Below are 21,753 nucleotides of genomic sequence, written 5' to 3'. Positions count from 1 at the left end.
GGGCTACTGAAAAACATCCGTCACGCCACGCTTCTGCGTTCGCCGGGTTCGGGCACATGCGTTCCCTCGTCGGCATATTGGTTGAGCTTGTTGCGCAGGGTGCGGATCGATATGCCCAGGATGTTAGCCGCGTGGGTGCGGTTGCCCAAAGTGTGGTCGAGCGTATCGAGGATCAGGTCGCGTTCGACATCGGCCACGGTGCGGCCGACCAGCGCGGCGGACATGGTCTGCGCGGTCTGGGCGAGCTGGGCGGAGAGCGAATTGGCCGCAGCGGCCTCGGCCAGCCCCATGCCGTCGGGCAGCACGATGGCTTCGGGGCCGATAATGTCGCCTGATGACAGCAGGACGGCGCGATGCAGGGTGTTTTCCAGCTCGCGCACATTGCCGGGCCATGGGGCCTTGAGCAGGGCGGTGCGGGCTTCCGCCGAGAGTTCGCGCGGCGGCAGGCCATTGGCCTTGGCGTATTTGGTGACGAAGTGTTCCGAAAGGGCAGCGATGTCGCCAGGGCGGTCTCGCAGGGCCGGCAGCTTGAGGTTGACGACGTTGAGGCGGAACAGCAGGTCTTCGCGGAAGCTGCCTTCGCGCACGGCTTCGGAAAGGTTGCGGTTGGAGGTCGCCAGGATACGGATATCCACCGGCACCGGTTTGCCGCCGCCGACGCGGTCGATCAGTCGCTCCTGAATGGCGCGCAGGAGCTTGGCCTGCAGGCGCACGTCCATTTCGCTGATTTCGTCGAGCAGCAGGGTGCCGCCGGTGGCTTCCTCGAACTTGCCGATGCGGCGAGCGATGGCGCCGGTAAAGGCGCCCTTTTCATGGCCGAAGAGTTCGGATTCGAGCAGGGCCTCGGGAATGGCGGCGCAATTGACCGAGATGAAGGGCTTGTTGGCGCGCTTGCTGCGAGCGTGGACGTATTTGGCGATGACTTCCTTGCCGGTGCCGCTCTCGCCGGTGATGAGGATCGAGGCATCGGAACCGGCGATCTGGTCGGCCATGCGGACGACGCGTTCCATGGCCGGGTCGCGGAACAGGAATTCCGAACTGTCGCGGGCCACGGCGGCGATGACGGCGGCGATCAGCTCGGCATCGGGGGGCAGGGGGATATATTCCTTGGCGCCGGCGCGGATGGCGTTGACGGCCGCCGCCGCATTGGCCTCGACGCCGCAGGCGACGACGGGAATGGCGATGCGCTCTGCTTCGAGTCCGGCAATCAGCCCGGCAATATCCATGACGACATCGACCAGCAGCAGGTCGGCGCCGCGGCCGGCGCGCAGGGCGGCCAGCGCGATCTCGACGGATGGCGCGTGGGCGACCTTGGCGCCGCCGTTCATCGCCATCTTGGTGGCGGTGCTGAGTTGGCCCTCGAGGGCTCCGATGATGAGCAGACGCATCCTGGCCTCCCTTACTGTGGTTTGATGATTTCGGTCATGGTGACGCCGAGCTTGTTTTCGACCAGCACGATTTCGCCGCGGGCGACGAGGCGCTCGTTGATGAAGATCTCGACCGCTTCGCCGACCTGACGGTCGAGCTCGATGACGGTGCCGGTATCCAGCCGCAACAATTCGCTGACCGGCATCTTGGTGCGACCGAGCACGACCGAGATGCGGACGGGAACGTCGAACACTGCTTCGAGGTCAGCGGCGCTGCGTTCGATATGGGCCTCGGGACTGTCGTCGCGTTCAGGTGCCAGCATTTCCTCGAAGGAGATGCTTTCCTGGGTGGTGATGTCGTCGTCGCCGGGTTCGGAAGCGCTCATTGATCGCTCTCCTGCTGTCTGGACTGGCCGCTGCGGGCGGCGAGATAGGCTGAAATCTTGAGGTCGATATCCTTGGCGATGGCGCCGATATCACGCACCAGCCCGCCATCGACCCATTCGAGCCGGCCATCGCCGAGGCGCTGCTCGGGGTCGCCCATCACCACCAGCCGCCCGGCAAAGCCGGATGTCTGCATGTGGGCGGTGGCGATGTCGCGGATGCCATCGGCGATGTCGGGGTGGCAGCGCACCACCAGATGCGGCACGCCATTGAGGCTCTGCATGCATTCGGCGATGAGCGCGTCGAGTTCGACCGTGGGGTAGCGCGCCAGCAGGTGCAAAGCCAGCTTGCGGCCGATGCTGGCGGCCAGCTCGACCGCTTCGCGCTGTGCCTGTTCGGCGGCGGTGTCGAGGGCGGCGGCCATTTCGGCGCTCTGGGTGGCCAGGGTCGCGGCGGCGGCCGCCAGGGTCTGGGCGGCAATCGATGTGGCGTTGCGCTCACCGGCGGCCAGGCCTTCGGCATAGGCTTCCTCGCGCGCCTGGGCGAGCAGTTCGGCGACCAGGCGTTCGGGCATGGTCGGCTCGGGCGGCGCGGTGGGGCGGGTGCGCTTGCCGAGGTCCAGGTCGAAGGTGAAGCGGGCGGGGGCAGGGGTCATGACTTATGCCACCATCTGATCGTCGGCCTTGGACTTCATGATCAGGATTTCGCCCTTGGCTGCGAGATCCTTGGCGGTGGAGACCATGCGGCCCTGCGCCTCGTCGACGTCCTTGAGGCGCACCGGCCCCATGACTTCCATATCGTCCTTGAGTAGCTTGGCGGTACGGCCCGACATGTTCTTGAAGAAGGTTTCCTTGACCGTTTCGTTGGCGCCCTTGAGCGCCATGGCCAGTTCCTTCTTGTCCATCTTGGTGAGCAGGGTCTGGATGGCCGAGGATTCGAGCTTGGCGAGGTCCTCGAAGGTGAACATCAGCGCCTTGATGCGCTCGGCATCGTCGCGGTTGTGCTCTTCCAGCGTCGTGATGAAACGGGCTTCGGTCTGGCGGTCGAAGCTGTTGAAGATTTCGGCCATCTGCTCGTGGCTGTCGCGGCGCTTGGAATGGTTCAGCGTCGACATGAATTCGGTGCGCAAAGTGGTCTCGATCTTTTCGAGGATTTCCTTCTGCACGGGGTCGAGGCCGAGCATGCGCTGCACCACATCCATGGCCAGTTCCTCGGGCAACACGGCCAGGACCTTGGACGCATGGTCGGTGGCGATCTTGGAGAGCACCACGGCGATGGTCTGGGGATATTCGTTCTTGAGATAGGCGGCGAGCACGTCGGCCTGCACGTTGGAGAGTTTTTCCCACATGTTGCGGCCGGCAGGTCCACGGATTTCTTCCATGATCGCATCGACCTTGTCCTGGCTGAGGAAGCTCAGCAGCAGGCGTTCGGTGGAGTCGGTATTGCCCGACAGCGAACCATTGGACGAGATGGTGGTGACGAATTCGATCATCAGGTCGTCAAGCATTTCCTGGGTGATCGGCCCCAGGCGCACCATGGCGCGGCTGAGTTGCTTGACCTCGAGTTCGTCCAGTTCGTCAAAAATCGGCCGGCCATAATCGGGGCCGAGTGCCAGCAGCAGCGCGGCGGCCTTTTCGTCGCCCTTGAGGATGCGCTGGCTGGCGGCGTCGCCGACGACGAGCTGCTTGCCTGAAGCGACCGTGGTCGGCAGGTCGGATGGTTCGGTGGATTGGGAAACGATGGCCATGGCGGTTATGCTGCACTACCCAGCCAGTCGCGCACGATCAGCGCGGCCTGCTTGGGATTTTCTTCGACAAGGGTGCCGACGGTCTTGAGGGTCTGGAGCTGCGTCTCGCCCATCGACTTGGCATTGGCGACCCAGGCGGGGGTCTTGTCGCGCGGCTCGTCCAATTCCTCCGATATGACCTGGCCATCGGCGGCGAGCACGCCGTGGTGGCCGAGTTCGGCGCCGCTGGGCAATGCCAGCGCCTGGGTCTCGGGTGTCAGTACCTTCTTGAGCAGCGGGCGCATGACGAAGAAAACCAGGGCCAGGGCGATGAGCAGGGTGACGGCCATTTCGGCGCCGTTCATCAGGTCGTCGCGGGTGAAATCGAGCAGGCCGCCAGCCGCGTCCGTGCCCGGCACGGCAAGCTCGGGCCGCTCGGCGAACTGCATGTTGACGACTTCGACACTGTCGCCACGCGCTTGGGAATAGCCGACGGCGGAACGCACCAGGGTCAGGATCTGGGCGATTTCGTCGGCGCTGCGTGGCGTATAGACCGGATCGCCATTGGGTGCGGCGGCGTAGACGCCATCGACAACCACGGCGACGGACAGCCGCTTGATGGCACCGGCCTCGGTAACGGCGGTCTGGGTGGTCTTGGAAATCTCGTAATTGGTGACTTCCTCGCTCGACGTGCCCTGTTCGGTCGGGCCGGCCGCGCCATTGTTCTGGCTGGCGCCGGGGAGTTCATTGGCTACGGTAACCTGGCCATTGGCGCCGGCGCTGAGATTCTCGGTTTCGCGAATCTGGCTCGAACGGACGACCTGGCTCTCGGGGTCGAAGATTTCCTGGGTAGTGGTCGAGCGGTTGTAGTCGATCTCCGCACTGACCTCGACGCGGGCCCGGCCGGCACCCACGACATTGGCCAGCATGTCCTCGACACGGGTGCGCAGGCGGTTTTCGAAGCTCAGCGTGCGTTCGGCGGCTTGTCCGGCCAGGGCGCCGTCGACATCGTCGCCACTGCCCGAGGCAAGCAGGTTGCCCTGATCGTCGACGATGGAGACGCGGGTCGGCGTCAGGCCTTCGATGGCGGCGGCCACCATGTGCTGGATGGCGCGGATTTCGCCGGAGGAGAGTTCGCCACGGACCGACAGGACGATGGAAGCGGATGGGTCGGTGCGTTCGCGACGGAACAGTTCGCGCTCGGGCAGCACCAGATGCACGCGGGCCGACTTGATGCGGGTGAGCGAAGCGATGGTGCGGGCCAGTTCGCCTTCGAGCGCGCGGACATTGTTGATGTTCTGCACGAAGCTGGTGGCGCCCAGCGTCGATTGCTCGTCGAAAATCTCGTAGCCGACCTGGCCGCGCTGGGGCAGGCCGGAACCGGCCAGGGTCATGCGGGTAGTGGTGATCTGGTCGCGGGGGATGAGAATGGTATCGCCATCGCCACGCAGCTCGTAGGGCACGTTGAGCGTCTGCAGTTCGGTCACAATTGCCGAAGAGTCTTCGAGGCTGAGGCCGCTATAGAGCGGCGACAGATTCGGGGTCTGCGCCCGCATGACGAGGAAGCCGAAGAAGCCGAGCATGAGTATGGCGACCACCGCCATCGCGGCCAGACGCGGCAGGCCTATGCGGTTGATCAGCTGGGTAAGATTATCCACGCCGGCACTCTATTCAGGGGTGGCCATGCCGACGCGAACTGCGTGGCGACCGCTGGGCAAAAATTACCTAGCGGATGGTAAAGATTGTCTTAACTCCCGGTTGCAGTTTGCAAATTCCGGCAGAAAATGCCGGGCGGGGTAAAGGAAGGATGAATTCATGCTGAGAGTGCTGGGGCGGGTAACGTCCATCAATGTGCGCAAGGTGCTGTGGGCACTCGATGAACTGGGCCTGGCCTGGGAACGGGAAGATTGGGGTCTGCCGTTGCGCGACCCGAAAGTGCCCGAATTCCTCGACCTCAATCCCAATGGGCAGGTGCCGGTGGTGGTCGAAGGCGACTTCGTGCTGTGGGAGAGCAACGCCATCCTGATCTATCTGGCCGAGCGCGAGGGCGGGTTGTTGCCCGAACAACTCGAATTGCGGGCATTGGCGCTGCAATGGCTGGGTTGGCAGGCGAGCGAACTCAATCCGCCCTGGGGCTATGCCGTCAATGCGCTGATCCGCAAGACGCCCGGCTATGACGATCCGGCAAGGATCGCGGATTCCATGGCCAGGTGGACGGTCAAGATGGACATATTGGAAGCCGCCCTGGCGGGCGCCAACACCGGCTATATCGGCGCCGGCTTCTCCATCGCCGACATCGCCCTGGGCCTGTCGGTGCATCGCTGGATGTCGATAACGGTCGAAAAGAAGGAATTGCCTGCCGTGGCGGATTACTATGAGCGGCTGATGAGCCGCGAAGCCGGGGCCAGGTGGATGGCGCCGGAGACGCCATAGCGACTACGATATCGCGCACTGGTGATGCATTCAGCTTCCGACCCCGGTTCGGCCGTTGAACCCCAATCAGTTAGCCCCCGAAAAGCGGACGTTGCGGGGTGTCAAGCGTTGCGGAACCGGGCTGAGCGATAACTGAATTGTTAGGGACGCCAAGCTCTTAGCGGAAGATTAAGCCTCAGACAGCGGCTTACCCTCCGGCTGCTGTGAAGATATGCGAAGCCGGTCGATGATTTTGGGCTCACTGTCTCCCATTTTCACCTTCACCTCGATACGCGTTTCTTCCTCGAAAATTAGCGGAGCAAATTGAACGTTGAAGCGTGAGACGAGAGCCTTTCGCTCGTCAGTCTGGTCCTCGAACGAAAAACGGTGACGGAAGAATTGAATGTCCTGGCTAGGCGGATGAGTGGCCGTCCATAGCACATTTCTCCCCGACGCTGTCTGCGTTTCAATACTGATTGTGACCTCGGGCACAGGCATCACTAGTGGCTCTCTCAGCACTATGTGTACCGAGAACGTCGGCAGCGCCCACGGGGCCGGGGCCTCGAAGAACATGCTGTCCTGATAGACGCCGACAAAGAAGTTCTTGCCGTTTGCTTCCGAGCGAACGTCATCACAAAAGACCGCATAGCTATGCAACTCCTGCACGCGAACCCCCAATAAGCGCAATGACCTGACCATCAAGCTGTCGTCCGTCTACGACCGCGCTCGACTGTGTAAAACGGCACTTCGTCATTGTTATTGCCCCACGGTCTTGCATGAAGGCAAAGTCCATCACCGTGTAGTTGAAGGTGGTAGCGTGGGAGCGAGCGGGCGTGACGACCTTCTCGACGCCTGAGGGCGAGTGGACGAGCCCCGTATGCTTGTCGACGACAGAAATCCGCAGCTCGCCGTCCATGGCCTCGCACAGGTCGTACAGTGACGACACGCGCCAATTGGGTGTTGAGTCTCCATTAAACCAACGCGACAGCTGAGATTTGTCCATGCACGCGTCATCGGCGAGCGTCTGCATGAGGTACTTTTCACCGCGAGCGGAAGCCTGCTTCTTCCTTGCGGTAAAAAGCGAATAGAGCATGCTGACGATGCCGCTCTTAAAGACCTCAAGCTGGAGGTTTTCCGACTTCTTTGCGTTACTGTTCTTCATCGACATCATTCACCACTCCACCCAGATACGCCTCACACGTCTCCGCGCGATAGCAGTCGTGGTTGCCAAACATATGCTGCCAGGCTTCTAGGAACGCCTGAACGGCCACGTTGTATCCTTCACCTTCGAGAGACTTGCGGGTCCGCCCAAAGAGAACGACAAACTCGCCCTCCGCAGTGAATCGCCCGAAAAAGCGATACTGCTGCGACCGCGGTTTCCGGCAGCAAAGCATCCATATTTCGTCGTAGGTATGGAGAAGCTCAAAGTCCGGTTTCTTCGCTGTTGGGTCGCCGAGTAGACTAACCCGCATGAGGAACCCGAGGATAAACATTTCGACCACTCTGGAAAAAGCGAAGGCCGGGAAGAAGGCATCGGATTCTCCGTTTAGTAGCTGGTACGCAGATGGTGTCATCCAAAGCTGGCGCTTTTCATTTCCACCGGTCGCCGCCTGAACACGAACGAGTCCGTGTGCTACGGCGATTTCTGCTAGAAGGGGGGAAGTTGCGGGAAAAGTCAACTTTTCTTCGCTCCAACGTTCGCGGGGGACTCATGCGAACCGCTTTGTGGTTAAGTCGGAGCTAATTAGTAATACCGTCGATTTTGATTTGGATACTGCCTTATCTGCAAAAGGGGGCTTGACTCTGAGGGAGCCAATTTGCGCTCCACACCCCTTCTGGATCAGCACAAACTAACCTCATGCAATTGCACGCAGATTTCCGTCACAACGTTCAAACAACAGGCAAAAAATTTATTTCAGACGTTATGCACAGTCCTGTGGATGGAGCGGAACCGGCACAAGCCAAGATACACACACCGGGTTTCTCAGGCCGCCGAGCGAGGCGCCTGCTTTTCAACCAAAGAAGCCGCCATGCTGTGGTTACGCGCAGGTGTACCGGCCGCAATTAATCTGGCTTCACAGATGGATCCATTGGGAAGGCCGACCATCGGTACCGCTGCGGTCGACCCTAACACAGTCCACTGGTAGTTAGGATCGGCAGCTTTTGGCACCCAAGACTACCGAAAGCAGCCCGTGCGCAACCCACCCAAAACAGCCATAAGCCACGTTCGTGCGGGGGCCGTCCGGAACCGAAGCGACAGGATGTGCGGAGGATTGAACAGACGTTGGCGGGTTCTGCCTCGATTATGTTGAACTGGGCGCAGCGCTCTCGAGATTTCGGGCGAGTAGGGCTGCGCTTAGGGCAACGGTCGCTGAGGCTAACATTACGAGGAACAGGCCAGGCTGAGCATTCTCTTCGGTCAAAACCGCGCCCGCGAACGCAGCCATGGTGGAGGCACCAGCGACCGTAATCGCACCGGCCAAACCAGCGGCACTTCCCGTCTGGGTCGAGCGCACAGAAATCGCTCCAACGTTAGCGCTCGGTTGCGTAAGGCCGTTCGACACACCAACAAACAGGCAGGGCCCGAACAATGCCAGTACATGCCCGATGCCCGCAACATACAGGACGAGGCCGAATAGCAGGCCGGCGCAGGCCACGATTCGTCCGGCAACCAATATGGTGGTCATGGGTATCCTGCCGGCAAGCCGCCCGGCGAGAAAGCTGCCGGCCATGAAGCCACCGGTAATCGAGCCCATGTAAAGACCCAGAACCGCTGGCGACAGATCAAAGGCCGAAGCGGCCAGCGGGGCACCGGCAAGGAAGGCGTAGAAGGCGCCAACCGAGAAGGCCATGCAGATGCAGTATGCCCAGAAGCGCTTCGAGCCGAGAAGTTCAGGATAGGCCCGATACTGTTCGGCCATCGTGTTTGAGGGCGTATGGTTCGTTTCGTTCAGATCGGTCCAGCACAAGACCAGAACCGCAGCTCCGAAGCATGCGAGCATATAGAAGCTGGCTCTCCAGCCGAACGCCTGATCCAGCAGTCCACCAACCATTGGCCCGAGCATGGGCGCTATGGCCCACGCCATGGCCAGATAGCCAAACTGACCTGCGGCCTGCTCCCTGCTGGTGGTGTCGCGGATAGTGGCAAGCGACACCGCATATGTCGGGGCAATTATGGCCTGGACCATCCGGCAGGCGAGGAAGGTCCACGCATCGGGAGCCATGGCGCATCCGATCGTCGCGACGATGAAAATCGCCAGTGCCCAAAGGATCACCGGGCGGCGACCGAGCCGGTCAGAAAGCGGACCAAGAACAAGTTGAAGGCACGCCGACACCCCAGCATAGGCTGCCAGGGAAAGGCCCATGATCCCGTAGGGAACATCGAACTCGGTGGCCATGCCTGGCAGTGACGGGAGAAAGAAATTGATCGGTAGAATGGCGAGTGCCGACAACAGGATCAGTGTCGAAAGACGAGGCTTGGATGATGCAGTTCGCACAATGATGACCGCTAAACTTGAAGAGTGGACGGGCAATAAAAAAGCCCCGCTTGGGGCTGGATTTATCGCGCATGGGTGCTTTCGCCTGACAGCTACGCTGCCGTGCCCATGCGCCCACCTACTACAACAAGGCCTTTTTCAATCTTCATGCAGCAATTGGTAGGCCGTCACCTGTATCTGGTCAACATAGGCTTTTGGCGAGAAGGGCAGGCTACGGCTCATCTACGCCAGAACCAGACAGTTGCCTTTCCTCCCCCACCGCCAGTCCAATGTTGAAAACACAAAGCCCGCCGAGTTTCCCCGGCGGGCTTTGAAACTATACTGAATTCGGCTACCGGCCCTTCGCAAGGCTCAGGGCGTTCGACGCTCAAATCGTTCCACCGGAACGATTTGTCCCTACGGGCCGCGCCTCACCCTTCGCGGTAGTGCTGAATCCAGGTGGTCCGCAGACCGGCAAGGCCATGTTTGTCGATGGCGGCCTGCCAGTTGAGGAATTCGTCGACGCTCAGCGTATAGCGGTCGCACGCCTCTTCGAGGCTGAGCAGCCCGCCGCGCACAGCAGCGACGACTTCGGCTTTACGGCGGATGACCCACCTCCGCGTATTGGCGGGAGGAAGGTCTGCAATCGTGAGCGGACTACCGTCCGGTCCGATAACGTACTTAACGCGAGGTCGCATCTGTACGGTCATTTTACTCTCTACTCAACCTGACCATATGAGGAAGAGAGTAGGCCAACGGCCTTAAAATTCGACTAAGGGGAAACTTACAACAGGTTAAGAATGGTCTTGGATTTCAAGGCATTGAATCGACTTGTCCGAAGACTGCCGTCGGCCGCCCGATGATCAGGTCGCCTCTTCATCCAGTTCCGGATCCACCGGCGCGGTCACATCGGGGATACGCACGTCGGTCACGTCGGTAATCGCCACGCGGCGTGAGCCCACCGTCAGCAGCGGCACGTCGCCGGTGAAGTCGACGGCGGTCACGACGCCGATCGAAGCGGTGCTGATCCTGACGATCTGGCCGTTGGCATCTGTGCCCTGGATGTCGATCGTATAGACGCCGTTCGGCTTCAGGTTGCCGTCGCTGCCCATGCCATCCCAGCGGAACGTACCGGGGCCGGCGCTGAGGGGGCCGGTCTCGGTATAGACGGTCTGGCCGGTGGCATCCTTGATGGTGACGGTGGCGTTGGCGGCATTGGCTGCGGCGCTATAGGCCCAGAATACGGCATTGGCCTTGGTGAGCTCGCCCGTCCGGCCCGATGACGTCACTTCCTTGCCGATATAGGAGACGGCGTCGGACTTGGCGGTATTCTGGCTCGACAGCATCAGCGTTTCGAGGAAATCGTTGGTCTTGAGCTGTTGCTCGACGCCGGTGAACTGCACCAGTTGGGCGGTGAACTGATTGGTATCCAGCGGGTCCAGCGGATTCTGGTTCTTGAGCTGGGTCGTCAGGATGTTGAGGAACGTGTCGAAATTGTCCGCGATGGTCGAGCGCGAACTCGCCATCTGGCTGGTGCTTGAACTGCCCGAAACGCCATCGACTGCCATGGCACCTGCTCCTTACGCGATGATGTTGACGCCGCTGGCACTGAGACTGCCGCGGTAGAGGTTGACTGTGGGGGGCGCAATGTCGTCGGCCTCGGCCGAGACCTCGTCGCCGAAGAGCGGGGTACGGCCATCGCTGCCGTCCTGCCCCTGTTGCCCGCTGAAGGGGTTCTGCTTGAGCGAGAATTCGAGATTGGTCTTGGCGCCGTCGAGGCCGGCCTGCTGCAGGGCGCGTTCCAGGCCGCGCTGGTCGCGCTGCATCAGGTCGAGTGTTTCGGCCTTTTCCACGGTCAGCCGGGCATGGACCTGGCCTGATTTGTCGATATCGAGCTTGACGTCGATGCGGCCCAGTTCGGGCGGATCGAGACGATCTGGAAGCGGGTATTGCCATCATTGACCTGGCGGACGATCTCGAAGGCCAACTGGGGCAGGTTGAGCTGCTGCTGGCTGGTCTGGTAGCCGGCCTGCACCACGCGCGGCGCGGCCACGATATCGACGCGGGCCGCCTGGACCGGCTGTGGATTGGCCTGCGCATCGGGCTGCTTGTCGACCGTAGCGGCGAGCGGACGGTTGTCCGCCGGCTTCCTGTCATTGGGCGCCGTGTCGCCGCGATCGGCAGGTTTGCCGCCTGTATCGGCAATGGTCGAGGCCGGCTTCGGTGCGTCGGGCGTTTCGGCAGTGTCCGGTGTGGCGCTGGCCTTCCCGGTCAGGGCGGGTTCGGTCAGCTTGAGTTCGGGCGTAGCCAATGCCGGCGCGGCGGCGCTGGCATCGACGGTGACCGTAGGCTTGAGCAGTCGGGCGAGGGCAGCTTCGAGGTCGGTATCGGCATTGGCCGCGAGTTCGAGCTGCGCCATGCGATCGGCTTCAAGCCCGCCATTGTTGAGTGAGGAAAGCAAGGCAGCGAGCTTTTCGCCGATCGATTTGATCAGCGCCGAGAGGTCCGCATCCGCCTCTGGCGCAGCCGAGCCGCTGAACAGGGTTTCGGCAATAGGCCCGAAGGCGGCGGTCAGGCGCGCGGCAAAGCTGGTGTCATCGGGCTGGATATCGGTGACGAGCGCGGTGAGGTCATCGAGCGAGGGTAGGGCATCGAGATCGATATCGAGCGTCGCGGCCAGGTCGGCCAGCGCGGCTTCGAGCTGTTTCAGCGTTTCGGGATCGAGCGCTTCGCCGGCATCGAGCCTGGCCTGGAGGTCGGCCAGGGTATTGGCGATGTCGGCGAGAGCAGGTACGGCCTCCATCGCGCCCGGGAAGGGCACGACCGCGTCGATGGCGGCGGCCACGGCGTCGGCAGACTCCTGCTCCTGCTCGCCTTCGTCCCCGAAGCCGAGCGACAGATTGACTACGTTGCCGAGCCCGAGGCCGGCTTCGGAGGATTTCGGTGTTTCCGTATTCGTCTTGGGGGCGGCGGTGCCGAGCAAAGCTGCAAAGACGTCGGTCGGGCCTTCGGCGCCGGCAGAGGCGCTGAGGCTCTTGCTGTTGCTGACGCCGGCAGTGGTGGTCGTAACGGTCAGATGTGATGCCACGAAGGCGCCCCATAACAAAGAGACTAATCCGACAAGAGTGATGCAAGCCCGGTGCCAAGTTGGCGCTGATAGAAAAATCGTTATAATTCAATTGCTTGGTTCTGATCGAGCTCGGCCTGCCGAGCGGCTGGCAGGCGCAGGCGGCAAAAGCTGCCGGGCAAATGTTGCGAGGGGCGAGGGAAAGGCGTAGAAGCCCGAATTCAATTCGTCCGCTGGCCCTTGAACCCAACCGGATACTGGAAAGATGCTGAACTCGCTTGATATTGCCAAGCGTCCCGAAGACACGCGCGTCGTCGTCGCGATGTCGGGGGCGTGGATTCCTCGGTCGTTGCCGGCCTGCTGGCCCGCCAGGGCTATGACGTCGTCGGCGTCACCCTCCAGCTTTACGATCATGGCGAGGCCATCCACCGCAAGGGCGCCTGCTGCGCCGGGCAGGATATCCACGATGCGCGCCGCGTGGCGGCGGCTTTGGGCATTCCCCATTACGTGCTCGACTACGAAGAGCGCTTCAAGAAGAGTGTGATTGCGCCTTTCGCCAATGCCTATCAGCAGGGCGAGACGCCGGTGCCGTGCATTGCCTGCAACCAGTCGGTCAAGTTCGTCGACCTGATGGAGGTGGCGCGCGACCTCGGCGCCGACGTGCTGGCCACCGGCCATTACGTCCAGTCCCGGCTGGGCGAAGACGGCAGGCGGCAGTTGTTCCGCCCGGTCGATGCCGAGCGCGACCAGACCTATTTCCTGTTTGCCACCACGCAGGAGCAGCTCGACTATCTGCGCTTTCCGCTGGGCGGCATGAGCAAGGTCGAGGTGCGCGAACTGGCCCGCGACATGGGGCTCGAAATCGCCGACAAGCACGATAGCCAGGACATCTGCTTCGTGCCGCAGGGCAAGTATGCCGACATCATTCGCAAGATGCATCCAGAGGCGGTGGCACGTGGCGAGATCGTCCACCTCGATGGCCGTGTGCTGGGCACGCATGAAGGGATCGTCAATTACACGATCGGTCAGCGCAAGGGGCTGGGCGTGGCCGCGGGCGAGCCGCTCTACGTGGTCAAGCTCGAGCACAAGACGGGCCGCGTGATCGTCGGTCCGCGCGAGGCGCTCAAGACCCATACGGTGCGCCTGCGCGACGTGAACTGGCTGGGTGCCAGGCCGCTCGGCGAGATGAGCACAGGCAACGGCGCCCCGGTCGAGGTCAAGGTGCGTTCGACCCGCGGGCCGCAGCCGGCGGTGATCCAGAGCCGGGATGGCGAGGTGTTCGTGACCCTGGTATCAGGCGAATACGGCATTTCGCCGGGGCAGGCCTGCGTGTTCTATGCCGACGATACCGCCACGTCCGAAGTGTGGGGCGGCGGCTTTATCGCCGAGGCCGTGCCGCAGGTGTTTGCGGCGTAACGCGCCACAGCCACCATGCCACCTTCTCCCCTCGCGGGAGAAGGTGCCCGAAGGGCGGATGAGGGGTTATCTCCAGGTGTATTGAAGCATGGGAGGGCGCAGCACCCCTCACCCTCGCAAATCTGCTGAACGCAGATTTTCTATCCCTCTCCCCGCAAGGGGAGAGGGGAAGCCCGGACTATTGTGCTGATGTCTCTGCTTGCGCCGCGGCGCTGGCTTCCTTGAGTTCCTGATAGGAAGACAGGCCGCCCATGGCTGTCGAGATGGCGATCAGCACCAGGATGGCGCCGAGCACCAGCAGGACGATGCGCGAGCGGGTCAGCGCGAAAGGGCTCAGCTTGGGTTCGTCCATCATCGGCCTCAAAAATAAATCTGCGCATACGACCCAAGGATCGCGTTTCGGGCGCCGTCTTACCATTACAATAGCGCCAAAGGTAGGCACGGGTGCATGGCTTGGTGATGGGACTGACTGCCGCAGCTCCGATCGAGGCGGCGCAGGCGGTGACGCGGGCGCTGGTCGCGCGCGCGCAGAATGGCGATGCCGAGGCTTTTGCCGAGCTGATCGAGGACCACTATGACCTCATCCATCGCACGGCCTGGAAATGGTGCGGCAACCGCACCGATGCCGAGGATGTCGCGCAGGATGTCTGCGTGAAGCTGGGCAGCGCCATATCAGGCTTCGATGGACGCAGCGCCTTTTCGAGTTGGGTCTACCGGATCACGCTCAATGCGGTGCGCGACATGCAACGGGCCGGCAAGAGGCGGGGCAAATATGCCGATGCCTATGCCGAGATAGTGCCCGAGGACCAGCCGGCCGAGCAGGAAGAGGCGGCAACCAGTCGCCAGCTCTGGGCGGCGGTGCGGCAATTGCCGGAAAAGCAGCGCGACGCGGTGCTGCTGGTCTATGCGGAGGAATTGAGCCATGCGGCGGCGGCCGAAATCATGGGCGTGCGCGAGGCCACGGTCTCCTGGCACGTGCATGAGGCGCGCAAGACCCTGAGGGGGCTGCTATGAGCGATGACAATATGCATGACGATCCACTGAACAGGCTCAAAGGCACAGCCGCGCCCGATCCGCGCGCCGAGGCGAAAAAAGCGTGCGCTGGCGGCTGGTGTGGCGGCCTTCGAGGCCGCGCAGAAAAAAAAACGAAACCGCGTCCCAAGGAAATCACTGGGGCCAGCGTCTCACGTCCATCATCACTTCCTGGAAAGGGAAAACGATCATGGACATGCGTCTCCCCATCGGCACTGCCGCCATTGCCCTGCTGGTCCTGCCGCTTGGCTATCAGCTCTATTCGACCACCTCGATGACGGCGCCGACCGGTGTCGCCGTGCAGCAGCCGGCACTGGTCGAGCCACCAACCGAACTGGCCGCGACCGAAGAGCTGGCTGAGACGCCCGCGACCAGCACAACTGTCACTGCGCCGGAACCGACGCCGGTGAATGATAGCCTTGCCGATAGCGATATAGCGCGGGATGCGGTGGCGCCCCAGGCGGGCGGCAATGCCGGTATCGTTCCCAAGCAGCAGATGTCGATTGGCGCGGCCCCTGCCGCCCGGATGGCGGAAAGCGAGGCGCTCTACATGCCTTCGCCCGCGCCGATGCCGTCGATCGCCATGCAGCCGCAGCCCAGCGGCGACGCCTTTACCAGCTTCGACGAACAGCGCCTCAAGGCGGTGGCCGAGGAGCCGGTTTCGACCTTTTCGATCGACGTGGACACGGCCAGCTATTCCTATGTGCGCCGTATGCTGGAAGATGGCTATGTGCCCGAGCCCGATGCGGTGCGCATCGAAGAGATGATCAACTATTTCCCCTATGCCTATCCGGCCGCCGACAGCGCCCAGGTGCCGTTCAAGCCGACGATTGGCGTCTATCCGACGCCGTGGAATCCGAAGACGCAATTGCTGCAGATCGGCATCAAGGGCTATGTGCCCGATGCCGGCGAGGACAAGCCGAGCAACCTGGTCTTCCTGATCGATACGTCAGGCTCGATGGACGAGGCGGACAAGCTGCCGCTGCTCAAGCGTGCCTTTGGCCTGCTGGTCGACCAGCTCTCGGCCAATGATACCGTGTCCATCGTGGTCTATGCCGGCTCGGCCGGCGTGGTGCTGGAGCCGACCGTGGCGACGGAAAAGGCGAAGATTCTCCGGGGCGCTGGACCAGCTTGCGGCCGGCGGCAGCACGGCGGGCGCGGCGGGGATCGAGCTGGCCTATCGGCTGGCCGAGCAGGGTCGGGTGGCCGGGGGCACGAATCGCGTGATCCTGGCGACCGATGGCGATTTCAATGTCGGCATCGACAACCCCGATGACCTCGAGGACTTCATCAAGGCCAGGCGCGATAGCGGAACGACGCTGTCGGTGCTGGGCTTCGGCCGCGGCAATCTCGATGATGCGACGATGCAGGCGCTGGCGCAGAACGGCAATGGCAATGCCAGCTACATTTCCAGCTTCCGCGAGGCCCAGAAGGTGCTGGTCGAGGAAATGGGCGGCACGCTCGACATGATCGCCAAGGATGTGAAGATCCAGGTCGAGTTCAACCCGGCCGCAGTCAGCGAATACCGGCTGATCGGCTATGAGACCCGCGCGCTCAACCGCGAGGATTTCAACAATGACGCGGTGGATGCCGGCGATATCGGCGCTGGCCACACGGTGACAGCGATCTATGAGATCACCCCGGTTGGTTCGGGCGGCGAACTGATCGACCCACTACGCTATGGCGCCCAGGCTGATACCGGCAGCGATGACGAGATCGCGTTCCTGCGCATGCGCTACAAGCTGCCGAACAGCGATGTCAGCCAGTTGATCGAACAGCCGGTAACGCCGGAAGTGGTCTACGGCGATATCGGCGAAGTCAGCGACGACATGCGCTTTGCCGCGGCCGTGGCCGCTTTCGGGCAGAAGCTCAAGGGGTCCAATTATGGCTCGGCCATCGATTGGGACGAAATCGAAGCCCTGGCCCGTTCGGGCAAGGGCGACGATGAGAGCGGCTATCGTGCCGAATTCATCCAACTGGTGCAGACGGCCAGCCTGCTGAAGCCGGATACGGCTAGCGATCGGTGCGATGTCAGCGCGAGTAGTGAGGCGTGCGAGTAGGCAGAGCTTAGCCACAACATGAGGCGTGGTAGAAAGGCCGGGATTGCTCCCGGCCTTTGTTTTTAAACCAGCGGCTTCAAACCCGCCTCGATACTCGCCCGACGCCCTTCGAGGAAAGGCGGTAAAGCCAGGCTCTCCCCGAGCGTTTCCATCGGCTCGTCAGCGGCAAAGCCGGGCACGTCGGTGGCAATCTCGAACAGGATGCCGTTGGGCTCGCGGAAATAGAGCGAGGTGAAGTAGAAGCGCTCCACCTCCCCACTATTGCGCAGGCCGGCGCGGCCGACCCGCTCGATCCACTGGCGCAGACTGTCCTGGTCCGGCGTACGGAAGGCGACGTGATGGACGCCACCGGCGCCGGGTCGGGCCGGAGCCAGGGCAGGATCGACCACCACATGCAGTTCGGCGCCGGGGCCGCCGGGGCCCATTTCGTAGACATGGGTCTCGGGCGTATGGCTGGTCATGGTATATTCGCGCACCTTGCGCATGTTCATGACCTCGGTCAGCACGCGCTCGGTGCGGTCGAGCCGCGGCACCGACAGGGTGATCGGCCCCAAGCCGATGATCTGCCGCTCTGCCGGCACGGGCGACTTGGCCCAGGGCACGACCTTGTTGGCGCTGTCGATCACCATGCGGAAGCGCTGGCCTTCGAAATCCTCGAAATCGAGCGAGAGCTGGCCATTGCGTTCCTTGATGGCTGACGTGCCGACATTGTGCTCCTGCAGGTGGTTCTTCCACCAGTTGAGGCTGTCCTCGCTATCGACGCGCAGGCCGGTGCGGCCGACCGTGTGGTTGCCGCGCTGTTCGCGGGCGGCGGGGAAATCGAAGAAGGTCAGGTCGGCGCCGGGCGAGGCCACGCCGTCGCCATAGAACAGGTGATAGGCCGTGGTGTCGTCCTGGTTGACCGTCTTCTTGATCAGCCGCATGCCCAGAGTCTTGGTATAGAAGGCCAGGTTCTGCTTCGCCTCTGCTGTAACCGCTGTGAGGTGATGAATGCCTCCGAGTTCGATGGTCATGATCGTGTCTCCTGAAGTGGCGCTGGTGTCGCGCCTTGTGTTGACCAAAATGTAATGGACCCACGACGGATTTGGCAGCGCTACAATTCCGACAGACTGATATCGATTCGTGAACGATTGACGTGGATCACGGCAACGCAACCGCTACCGCTCGGAAGTCATTGCTTGTCATGAAGCGATGGAGGCGATGATGACCGTTCACCCCGAAAAAAACCAGCAGGTCGCGCGCCGTCGGCGTGGTGCGACCATTGCCGAAGAGGACTATGAAGACATTGCCAGCCTCGCCGAGGCGCGGGCGGCTGTGCAGGGCTGCCGGCGCTGTCCGCTCTACAAGGATGCGACGCAGGCGGTGTTTGGCGAAGGGCCGGAGCGGGCCGAAGTGATGTTCGTCGGCGAACAGCCCGGCGATCGGGAAGACCTGGCCGGAAGGCCCTTTGTCGGGCCGGCGGGACGCGTGCTGGATGAGGCGGTGGAGAAGGTCGGTATCGATCGCGCCCGTGTCTATGTCACCAATGCAGTCAAGCATTTCAAATTCACGCCACGCGGCAAGCGCCGACTGCATCAGCGACCAGATGCCGGCGAAATCCAGGCCTGCAAATTCTGGCTCAACCTCGAGGTCGGTTTCGTGCGGCCCAGGGTCATCGTCGCGCTGGGCGCCACGGCTGCGCAAAGCCTGCTCGGCAAGGGCGTCACCATCGGCAGGCTGCGCGGGACACCGATGACGCTGGCGGACGGAACCACGCTTTTCGTCACCAATCATCCATCCTATCTGCTGCGTATCCGCGACCCCGAGGCGCGGGCGCTGGAACAGGCAAAATTCGAGGCCGATCTGGCAATGGTGCGCGATGCCGTGGCCAGCCCTGCCGGGCGACGACATTGAGGTCCTCTGGTGCTTGACACCGCGCCGCGCTAAACTTAGTTAGTGCGCGTCGCTCGGGGAAACCCGTGCTGCCCCTTGGGGCGGAGTAGCTCAGTTGGTTAGAGCAGCGGAATCATAATCCGTGTGTCCCCAGTTCAAATCTGGGCTTCGCTACCATTTTAAACCCCCGGGAAACCGGGGGTTTTTGTTTTTCAGGCATGCGTCAGTTGTCGTCGCGGTTGACCGGTTCGATGGCCGGTATGCCGTCATTTCCCTCCGCCCTGTCGCGATAGAGCGCCGAGCGGGCGAGAAGCATCAGGGTGATCGGGGTGGTGACGATGATGCATGCGAAGATCAGTACTTCGTGCAGCATGGGCCGTGCGAGCGCGATCGAGAAATACAGCGAGGATGCGAGCAACACTAGCGCGGCGCCCAGGCTACTGCCCAAGGTCGGCGCGTGGATGCGCATGTAGAAGGTGGGGAACCGGATCAGCCCGACCGTGCCGATCAGGGTGATGGCGGCGCCAGCCAGGACCAGTATCGCGACCAGTATCGCCGCCCATTCGGGAAGTGCCGACAATGCGCTCATTCGATCACCTCGCCGCGCATGAGGAACTTGGCTAGCGCCACTGTGGAGACGAAGCTGAGCATGCCGATCACCAGGGCGGCCTCGAAATAGAACAGGCTTTCGGTGCGGATACCGACCGTGACCAGCAGAAGCATGGCGCTGAGATAGAGGCTGTCCACGGCCAGCACGCGATCCTGCGCGCGGGGGCCGCGCAGCAACCGCCAGCAGGCCGCCGCCATGGCCAGCGCCAGCATGACCTGCGCTGCCGATACCGCCCAGAAGATGATGCTCGCACTCATTGGAAAATCTCCACCAGCCGCTGTTCGTAATCGCGTCTGAGCGTTGCGGCCCAGGCCTCCGGATCCTCGGTATCCAGAATATGGATCGTTACGCTGTGCAGGATCGAGTCATAGTGGATCCAGGCGCTGCCCGGTGTGGCGGTGACGATGCCTGACAGGATGGCGAGGCCGTTCGGGTCTTCCAGATCGAGGGGGATCGTCACGAATGCAGAGCGCGGCTGCCGGCCGCTCAGGATCAGCCTGAGCACGGCAATGTTGGACACCACGATATCGACGATTAGAGTGCCGATCAGCCGCAGGATAGTGCCCGGCCGGCGCATGCGCGCCTTGGGCGGATCGAGCAGCACAACGGCCCGGCAGGCAAGGGTGGCGATAATGGCGCCGAGCAGTATCTGTCCCGGTGCGAGGCTGCCGGCGAGCAGCAGCCACATGGCAAAGAGGCCGGCCCAAAGCAGGGGATAGGGCAGCAGGCGTCTCATGGCATGCCCCCCTCACCGAGCAAGGCGCCGACATAGTCGGTCGGCACGTGCAGATATTGCGCAGTGGCCTGCATATAGCCCATGGCCGGGCCGGCCAGCACGGTCAATATCACGCAGAGCCCGAGCAGCAGCAGAACCGGCAGCATTTCTGCAATGCTGACGCGCGGCACTTCGCCGTCGAATGTTACCCAGAAAATATTGATGCCCGCACGCAGCATGGCGATGGTCGCTGCCAGCCCCGAAATGATCAGCAGCGCCACCAGCACCCAGCTCGTGATGGAGATGCCGACGCTCGCGCCCAACCCCTGCGGATTGAGCACGGCACCGATCATGGCGAATTTGGCGATGAAGCCCGAGAATGGCGGCATGCCGGCAATCACCAGCGCGCAGCACAGAAAGGCGATGCCCAGCATGGCCAGGGTCAGCGGGGTGGCAATGCCGATCTCTTCGTCGTGAGCCGGCTCCTCGTCGTCACCGAATGCCTCGAGCGTCACGGCCAGGACGTCCGCTTCGCTGCTGCGGCCGCGCTCCACCAGTTCGGCAAGGAGAAACATACAGGAAAGGGCGAGCGTCGAGCTGACGAGGTAATAGAGCGCACCGGCGGTCACCCCGGCATTCTCGTAGCCGATCATGGCCAGCAGCGTGCCCGACGATACCAATACGCAGAACGCTGCCATGCGGGCCGTTGCCTGCGAGGACAGCACGCCGACAGTGCCGAAGGCTATGGTCGCTATGCCACCATAGAGCAGCCATTGTTCGCCCGGATGCGCCGCTGCGCCTTCGCCGAACAGCAGCAATGACAGCCGCAGCACCACATAGATGCCGACCTTGCTCATGATGGCGAACATCGCCGCCACCGGCGGGCTGGCCGCCGCATAGGTGGTCGGCAGCCAGAAGCTCAGCGGCCACATGCCGGCCTTGACCAGGAAGGCGATGCCCAGGATCGCGGCGCCAGCCTCGAACAGCATGCGGCTCTCTTCGGGGATCAGCGGAATGCGGTGCGCCAGGTCGGCCATGTTGAGCGTGCCGGTCACCCCATAGATGAGGCTCACGCCGATCAGGAACAGCGACGAGGTGGCCAGGTTGACGGCGATATAGTGCAGGCCAGCCTTGATCCGCACCGTACCCGAGCCATGCAGCATTAGGCCGTAGGACGCGGCCAGCAGCACTTCAAAGAACACGAAGAGATTGAACAGGTCGCCGGTGAGAAAGGCCCCGTTCAGCCCCATCAGCAAAAGCTGGAACAGGCTGTGGAAATGCGAGCCGGCGCGGTGCCAGCGGGCGACCGAAAAGACGATCGTGCTCAGCGCCAGGATAGCGGTCAGCAGCACCATGAGCGCGGCCAAAGGATCAGCCACCAGCACGATGCCGAACGGCACCGGCCAGTCGCCGAGCCGGTAGGTGCTGAGGTTCGGTCCGCCATTGTTGACGTTGACCAGCAGCGCCAGCGCCACGACAAGCAGCAGAACGGTGGCGACGATATCGATGACCAGCTTGGTCCGGTGATGACGATCTTCGATCAGCACCAGCACGATGCCGGCCAGCATCGGCAGCACGATGGGCAGGATGGCGATGTGGGCGAACAGGCTTTCCAT

General features: G+C 62.5%; 24 protein-coding genes, 1 tRNA gene and 1 pseudogene. 7 read left to right on the top strand and 19 right to left on the bottom strand.

Features of this window, described 5'->3' with window-relative positions; genetic code table 11:
* Window positions 1-20 precede the first annotated feature (20 nt).
* Genes NVV79_RS10500 through fliF form a run of 5 tightly spaced genes read right to left on the bottom strand, consistent with a single transcriptional unit; the run spans window position 21 to window position 5,135 of the window.
* On the bottom strand, window positions 21-1,388 hold the full coding sequence (locus tag NVV79_RS10500; protein WP_303988893.1) for a sigma-54 dependent transcriptional regulator: 1,368 nt from the start codon (window positions 1,386-1,388) through the stop codon (window positions 21-23).
* Between the two features lie 11 nt (window positions 1,389-1,399).
* Window positions 1,400-1,690: a flagellar motor switch protein FliN gene (gene fliN / locus NVV79_RS10495; RefSeq protein WP_303990366.1), complete on the bottom strand. Its 291-nt coding sequence runs from the start codon at window positions 1,688-1,690 to the stop codon at window positions 1,400-1,402.
* A 59-nt stretch (window positions 1,691-1,749) separates the two neighbouring features.
* Window positions 1,750-2,406: a FliH/SctL family protein gene (locus NVV79_RS10490; protein ID WP_303988890.1), complete on the bottom strand. Its 657-nt coding sequence runs from the start codon at window positions 2,404-2,406 to the stop codon at window positions 1,750-1,752.
* Between the two features lie 3 nt (window positions 2,407-2,409).
* Window positions 2,410-3,498, bottom strand: a complete 1,089-nt coding sequence (gene fliG, locus NVV79_RS10485) for a flagellar motor switch protein FliG (protein ID WP_303988888.1) — start codon at window positions 3,496-3,498, stop codon at window positions 2,410-2,412.
* 5 nt (window positions 3,499-3,503) lie between these two features.
* Window positions 3,504-5,135 (bottom strand): flagellar basal-body MS-ring/collar protein FliF, encoded by a 1,632-nt coding sequence (fliF, locus tag NVV79_RS10480; protein ID WP_303988886.1) that lies wholly within the window; start codon window positions 5,133-5,135, stop codon window positions 3,504-3,506.
* Window positions 5,136-5,292: 157 nt separating this feature from the next.
* Here fliF and NVV79_RS10475 point away from each other — a divergent pair, with 157 nt between their 5' ends.
* On the top strand, window positions 5,293-5,910 hold the full coding sequence (locus NVV79_RS10475; RefSeq protein ID WP_303988883.1) for a glutathione S-transferase family protein: 618 nt from the start codon (window positions 5,293-5,295) through the stop codon (window positions 5,908-5,910).
* Between the two features lie 168 nt (window positions 5,911-6,078).
* Here the strand turns inward: NVV79_RS10475 and NVV79_RS10470 are convergent, their stop codons facing one another.
* The 8 genes from NVV79_RS10470 to NVV79_RS10435 all read right to left on the bottom strand — a co-directional run bounded on the left by NVV79_RS10470 (window position 6,079) and on the right by NVV79_RS10435 (window position 12,453).
* On the bottom strand, window positions 6,079-6,555 hold the full coding sequence (locus NVV79_RS10470; RefSeq protein ID WP_303988880.1) for a hypothetical protein: 477 nt from the start codon (window positions 6,553-6,555) through the stop codon (window positions 6,079-6,081).
* Window positions 6,539-7,060 carry a helix-turn-helix transcriptional regulator gene (locus NVV79_RS10465; RefSeq protein ID WP_303988877.1) on the bottom strand — a complete coding sequence of 174 codons (522 nt, stop codon included), beginning with the start codon at window positions 7,058-7,060 and terminating at the stop codon, window positions 6,539-6,541. Before NVV79_RS10465 ends, NVV79_RS10470 begins: the two co-directional genes overlap by 17 nt.
* A complete protein-coding gene (locus NVV79_RS10460) occupies window positions 7,038-7,568 on the bottom strand; it encodes a hypothetical protein (protein WP_303988875.1) in 531 nt (176 codons plus the stop codon). Before NVV79_RS10460 ends, NVV79_RS10465 begins: the two co-directional genes overlap by 23 nt.
* Window positions 7,569-8,192: 624 nt before the next feature.
* Window positions 8,193-9,386, bottom strand: coding sequence for a multidrug effflux MFS transporter (locus tag NVV79_RS10455; RefSeq protein WP_303990365.1), 1,194 nt, complete (start codon window positions 9,384-9,386; stop codon window positions 8,193-8,195).
* Window positions 9,387-9,796: 410 nt separating this feature from the next.
* Window positions 9,797-10,075 (bottom strand): DUF1153 domain-containing protein, encoded by a 279-nt coding sequence (locus NVV79_RS10450; RefSeq protein ID WP_035102845.1) that lies wholly within the window; start codon window positions 10,073-10,075, stop codon window positions 9,797-9,799.
* A gap of 153 nt (window positions 10,076-10,228) precedes the next feature.
* Complete coding sequence (locus NVV79_RS10445) at window positions 10,229-10,933, bottom strand: flagellar hook assembly protein FlgD (protein WP_303988855.1); 705 nt, start codon at window positions 10,931-10,933, stop codon at window positions 10,229-10,231.
* A 12-nt stretch (window positions 10,934-10,945) separates the two neighbouring features.
* On the bottom strand, window positions 10,946-11,254 hold the full coding sequence (locus NVV79_RS10440) for a flagellar hook-length control protein FliK (protein WP_303990363.1): 309 nt from the start codon (window positions 11,252-11,254) through the stop codon (window positions 10,946-10,948).
* The gene (locus NVV79_RS10435) at window positions 11,221-12,453 is read right to left on the bottom strand and encodes a hypothetical protein (protein ID WP_303988852.1); all 1,233 of its coding nucleotides are present in this window, start codon (window positions 12,451-12,453) and stop codon (window positions 11,221-11,223) included. The genes NVV79_RS10440 and NVV79_RS10435 overlap by 34 nt, the downstream gene beginning before the upstream one ends.
* A 244-nt stretch (window positions 12,454-12,697) precedes the next feature.
* Between NVV79_RS10435 and mnmA the strand changes: the two are divergent.
* Window positions 12,698-13,848 (top strand): annotated as a pseudogene (gene mnmA, locus NVV79_RS10430) (tRNA 2-thiouridine(34) synthase MnmA).
* A 178-nt stretch (window positions 13,849-14,026) separates the two neighbouring features.
* Here the strand turns inward: mnmA and NVV79_RS10425 are convergent.
* Window positions 14,027-14,200, bottom strand: coding sequence for a hypothetical protein (locus NVV79_RS10425; RefSeq protein ID WP_303988849.1), 174 nt, complete (start codon window positions 14,198-14,200; stop codon window positions 14,027-14,029).
* A gap of 149 nt (window positions 14,201-14,349) precedes the next feature.
* On the opposite strand from NVV79_RS10425, the gene NVV79_RS10420 reads away from it, so the two are divergent.
* The 3 genes from NVV79_RS10420 to NVV79_RS10410 all read left to right on the top strand — a co-directional run bounded on the left by NVV79_RS10420 (window position 14,350) and on the right by NVV79_RS10410 (window position 16,940).
* Complete coding sequence (locus NVV79_RS10420) at window positions 14,350-14,862, top strand: RNA polymerase sigma factor (RefSeq protein WP_303990362.1); 513 nt, start codon at window positions 14,350-14,352, stop codon at window positions 14,860-14,862.
* A gap of 208 nt (window positions 14,863-15,070) precedes the next feature.
* On the top strand, window positions 15,071-16,156 hold the full coding sequence (locus NVV79_RS10415; RefSeq protein ID WP_303988847.1) for a VWA domain-containing protein: 1,086 nt from the start codon (window positions 15,071-15,073) through the stop codon (window positions 16,154-16,156).
* Window positions 16,104-16,940: a YfbK domain-containing protein gene (locus NVV79_RS10410; RefSeq protein ID WP_369684717.1), complete on the top strand. Its 837-nt coding sequence runs from the start codon at window positions 16,104-16,106 to the stop codon at window positions 16,938-16,940. Before NVV79_RS10415 ends, NVV79_RS10410 begins: the two co-directional genes overlap by 53 nt.
* Window positions 16,941-17,002: 62 nt before the next feature.
* On the opposite strand, the gene NVV79_RS10405 is transcribed toward NVV79_RS10410, so the two are convergent.
* Window positions 17,003-17,953 (bottom strand): ring-cleaving dioxygenase, encoded by a 951-nt coding sequence (locus tag NVV79_RS10405; RefSeq protein ID WP_303988844.1) that lies wholly within the window; start codon window positions 17,951-17,953, stop codon window positions 17,003-17,005.
* A 160-nt stretch (window positions 17,954-18,113) separates the two neighbouring features.
* On the opposite strand from NVV79_RS10405, the gene NVV79_RS10400 reads away from it, so the two are divergent.
* Window positions 18,114-18,833, top strand: coding sequence for a UdgX family uracil-DNA binding protein (locus NVV79_RS10400; protein WP_303990356.1), 720 nt, complete (start codon window positions 18,114-18,116; stop codon window positions 18,831-18,833).
* 79 nt (window positions 18,834-18,912) lie between these two features.
* Window positions 18,913-18,989: transfer RNA gene (locus NVV79_RS10395), tRNA-Met, on the top strand.
* Between the two features lie 46 nt (window positions 18,990-19,035).
* Here the strand turns inward: NVV79_RS10395 and mnhG are convergent.
* The 4 genes from mnhG to NVV79_RS10375 are packed head-to-tail and all read right to left on the bottom strand — an operon-like array spanning window position 19,036 to window position 21,753.
* On the bottom strand, window positions 19,036-19,401 hold the full coding sequence (mnhG, locus tag NVV79_RS10390) for a monovalent cation/H(+) antiporter subunit G (RefSeq protein WP_303988841.1): 366 nt from the start codon (window positions 19,399-19,401) through the stop codon (window positions 19,036-19,038).
* Complete coding sequence (locus tag NVV79_RS10385) at window positions 19,398-19,679, bottom strand: K+/H+ antiporter subunit F (RefSeq protein WP_303988838.1); 282 nt, start codon at window positions 19,677-19,679, stop codon at window positions 19,398-19,400. The genes mnhG and NVV79_RS10385 overlap by 4 nt, the downstream gene beginning before the upstream one ends.
* Complete coding sequence (locus tag NVV79_RS10380; protein WP_303988835.1) at window positions 19,676-20,158, bottom strand: Na+/H+ antiporter subunit E; 483 nt, start codon at window positions 20,156-20,158, stop codon at window positions 19,676-19,678. The genes NVV79_RS10385 and NVV79_RS10380 overlap by 4 nt, the downstream gene beginning before the upstream one ends.
* The gene (locus tag NVV79_RS10375) at window positions 20,155-21,753 is read right to left on the bottom strand and encodes a monovalent cation/H+ antiporter subunit D (protein ID WP_303990353.1); all 1,599 of its coding nucleotides are present in this window, start codon (window positions 21,751-21,753) and stop codon (window positions 20,155-20,157) included. The genes NVV79_RS10380 and NVV79_RS10375 overlap by 4 nt, the downstream gene beginning before the upstream one ends.

This window comes from Devosia ginsengisoli (assembly GCF_024707105.1).
In the GTDB taxonomy this organism is placed as follows: Bacteria; Pseudomonadota; Alphaproteobacteria; order Rhizobiales; family Devosiaceae; genus Devosia; species Devosia ginsengisoli_A.
This window is presented reverse-complemented; position numbering and strand designations above follow the sequence as displayed.

Bases quoted from the DNA above. Each gene is read 5' to 3' on its own strand.
- NVV79_RS10500 (WP_303988893.1), bottom strand. From the start codon at position 1,388: ATGCGTCTGCTCATCATCGGAGCCCTCGAGGGCCAACTCAGCACCGCC.
- fliN (WP_303990366.1), bottom strand. From the start codon at position 1,690: ATGCTGGCACCTGAACGCGACGACAGTCCCGAGGCCCATATCGAACGC.
- NVV79_RS10490 (WP_303988890.1), bottom strand. From the start codon at position 2,406: ATGACCCCTGCCCCCGCCCGCTTCACCTTCGACCTGGACCTCGGCAAG.
- fliG (WP_303988888.1), bottom strand. From the start codon at position 3,498: ATGGCCATCGTTTCCCAATCCACCGAACCATCCGACCTGCCGACCACG.
- NVV79_RS10475 (WP_303988883.1), top strand. From the start codon at position 5,293: ATGCTGAGAGTGCTGGGGCGGGTAACGTCCATCAATGTGCGCAAGGTG.
- NVV79_RS10465 (WP_303988877.1), bottom strand. From the start codon at position 7,060: ATGATGTCGATGAAGAACAGTAACGCAAAGAAGTCGGAAAACCTCCAG.
- NVV79_RS10450 (WP_035102845.1), bottom strand. From the start codon at position 10,075: ATGACCGTACAGATGCGACCTCGCGTTAAGTACGTTATCGGACCGGAC.
- NVV79_RS10445 (WP_303988855.1), bottom strand. From the start codon at position 10,933: ATGGCAGTCGATGGCGTTTCGGGCAGTTCAAGCACCAGCCAGATGGCG.
- NVV79_RS10425 (WP_303988849.1), bottom strand. From the start codon at position 14,200: ATGGACGAACCCAAGCTGAGCCCTTTCGCGCTGACCCGCTCGCGCATC.
- NVV79_RS10415 (WP_303988847.1), top strand. From the start codon at position 15,071: ATGGACATGCGTCTCCCCATCGGCACTGCCGCCATTGCCCTGCTGGTC.
- NVV79_RS10405 (WP_303988844.1), bottom strand. From the start codon at position 17,953: ATGACCATCGAACTCGGAGGCATTCATCACCTCACAGCGGTTACAGCA.
- mnhG (WP_303988841.1), bottom strand. From the start codon at position 19,401: ATGAGCGCATTGTCGGCACTTCCCGAATGGGCGGCGATACTGGTCGCG.
- NVV79_RS10385 (WP_303988838.1), bottom strand. From the start codon at position 19,679: ATGAGTGCGAGCATCATCTTCTGGGCGGTATCGGCAGCGCAGGTCATG.
- NVV79_RS10380 (WP_303988835.1), bottom strand. From the start codon at position 20,158: ATGAGACGCCTGCTGCCCTATCCCCTGCTTTGGGCCGGCCTCTTTGCC.
- NVV79_RS10375 (WP_303990353.1), bottom strand. From the start codon at position 21,753: ATGGAAAGCCTGTTCGCCCACATCGCCATCCTGCCCATCGTGCTGCCG.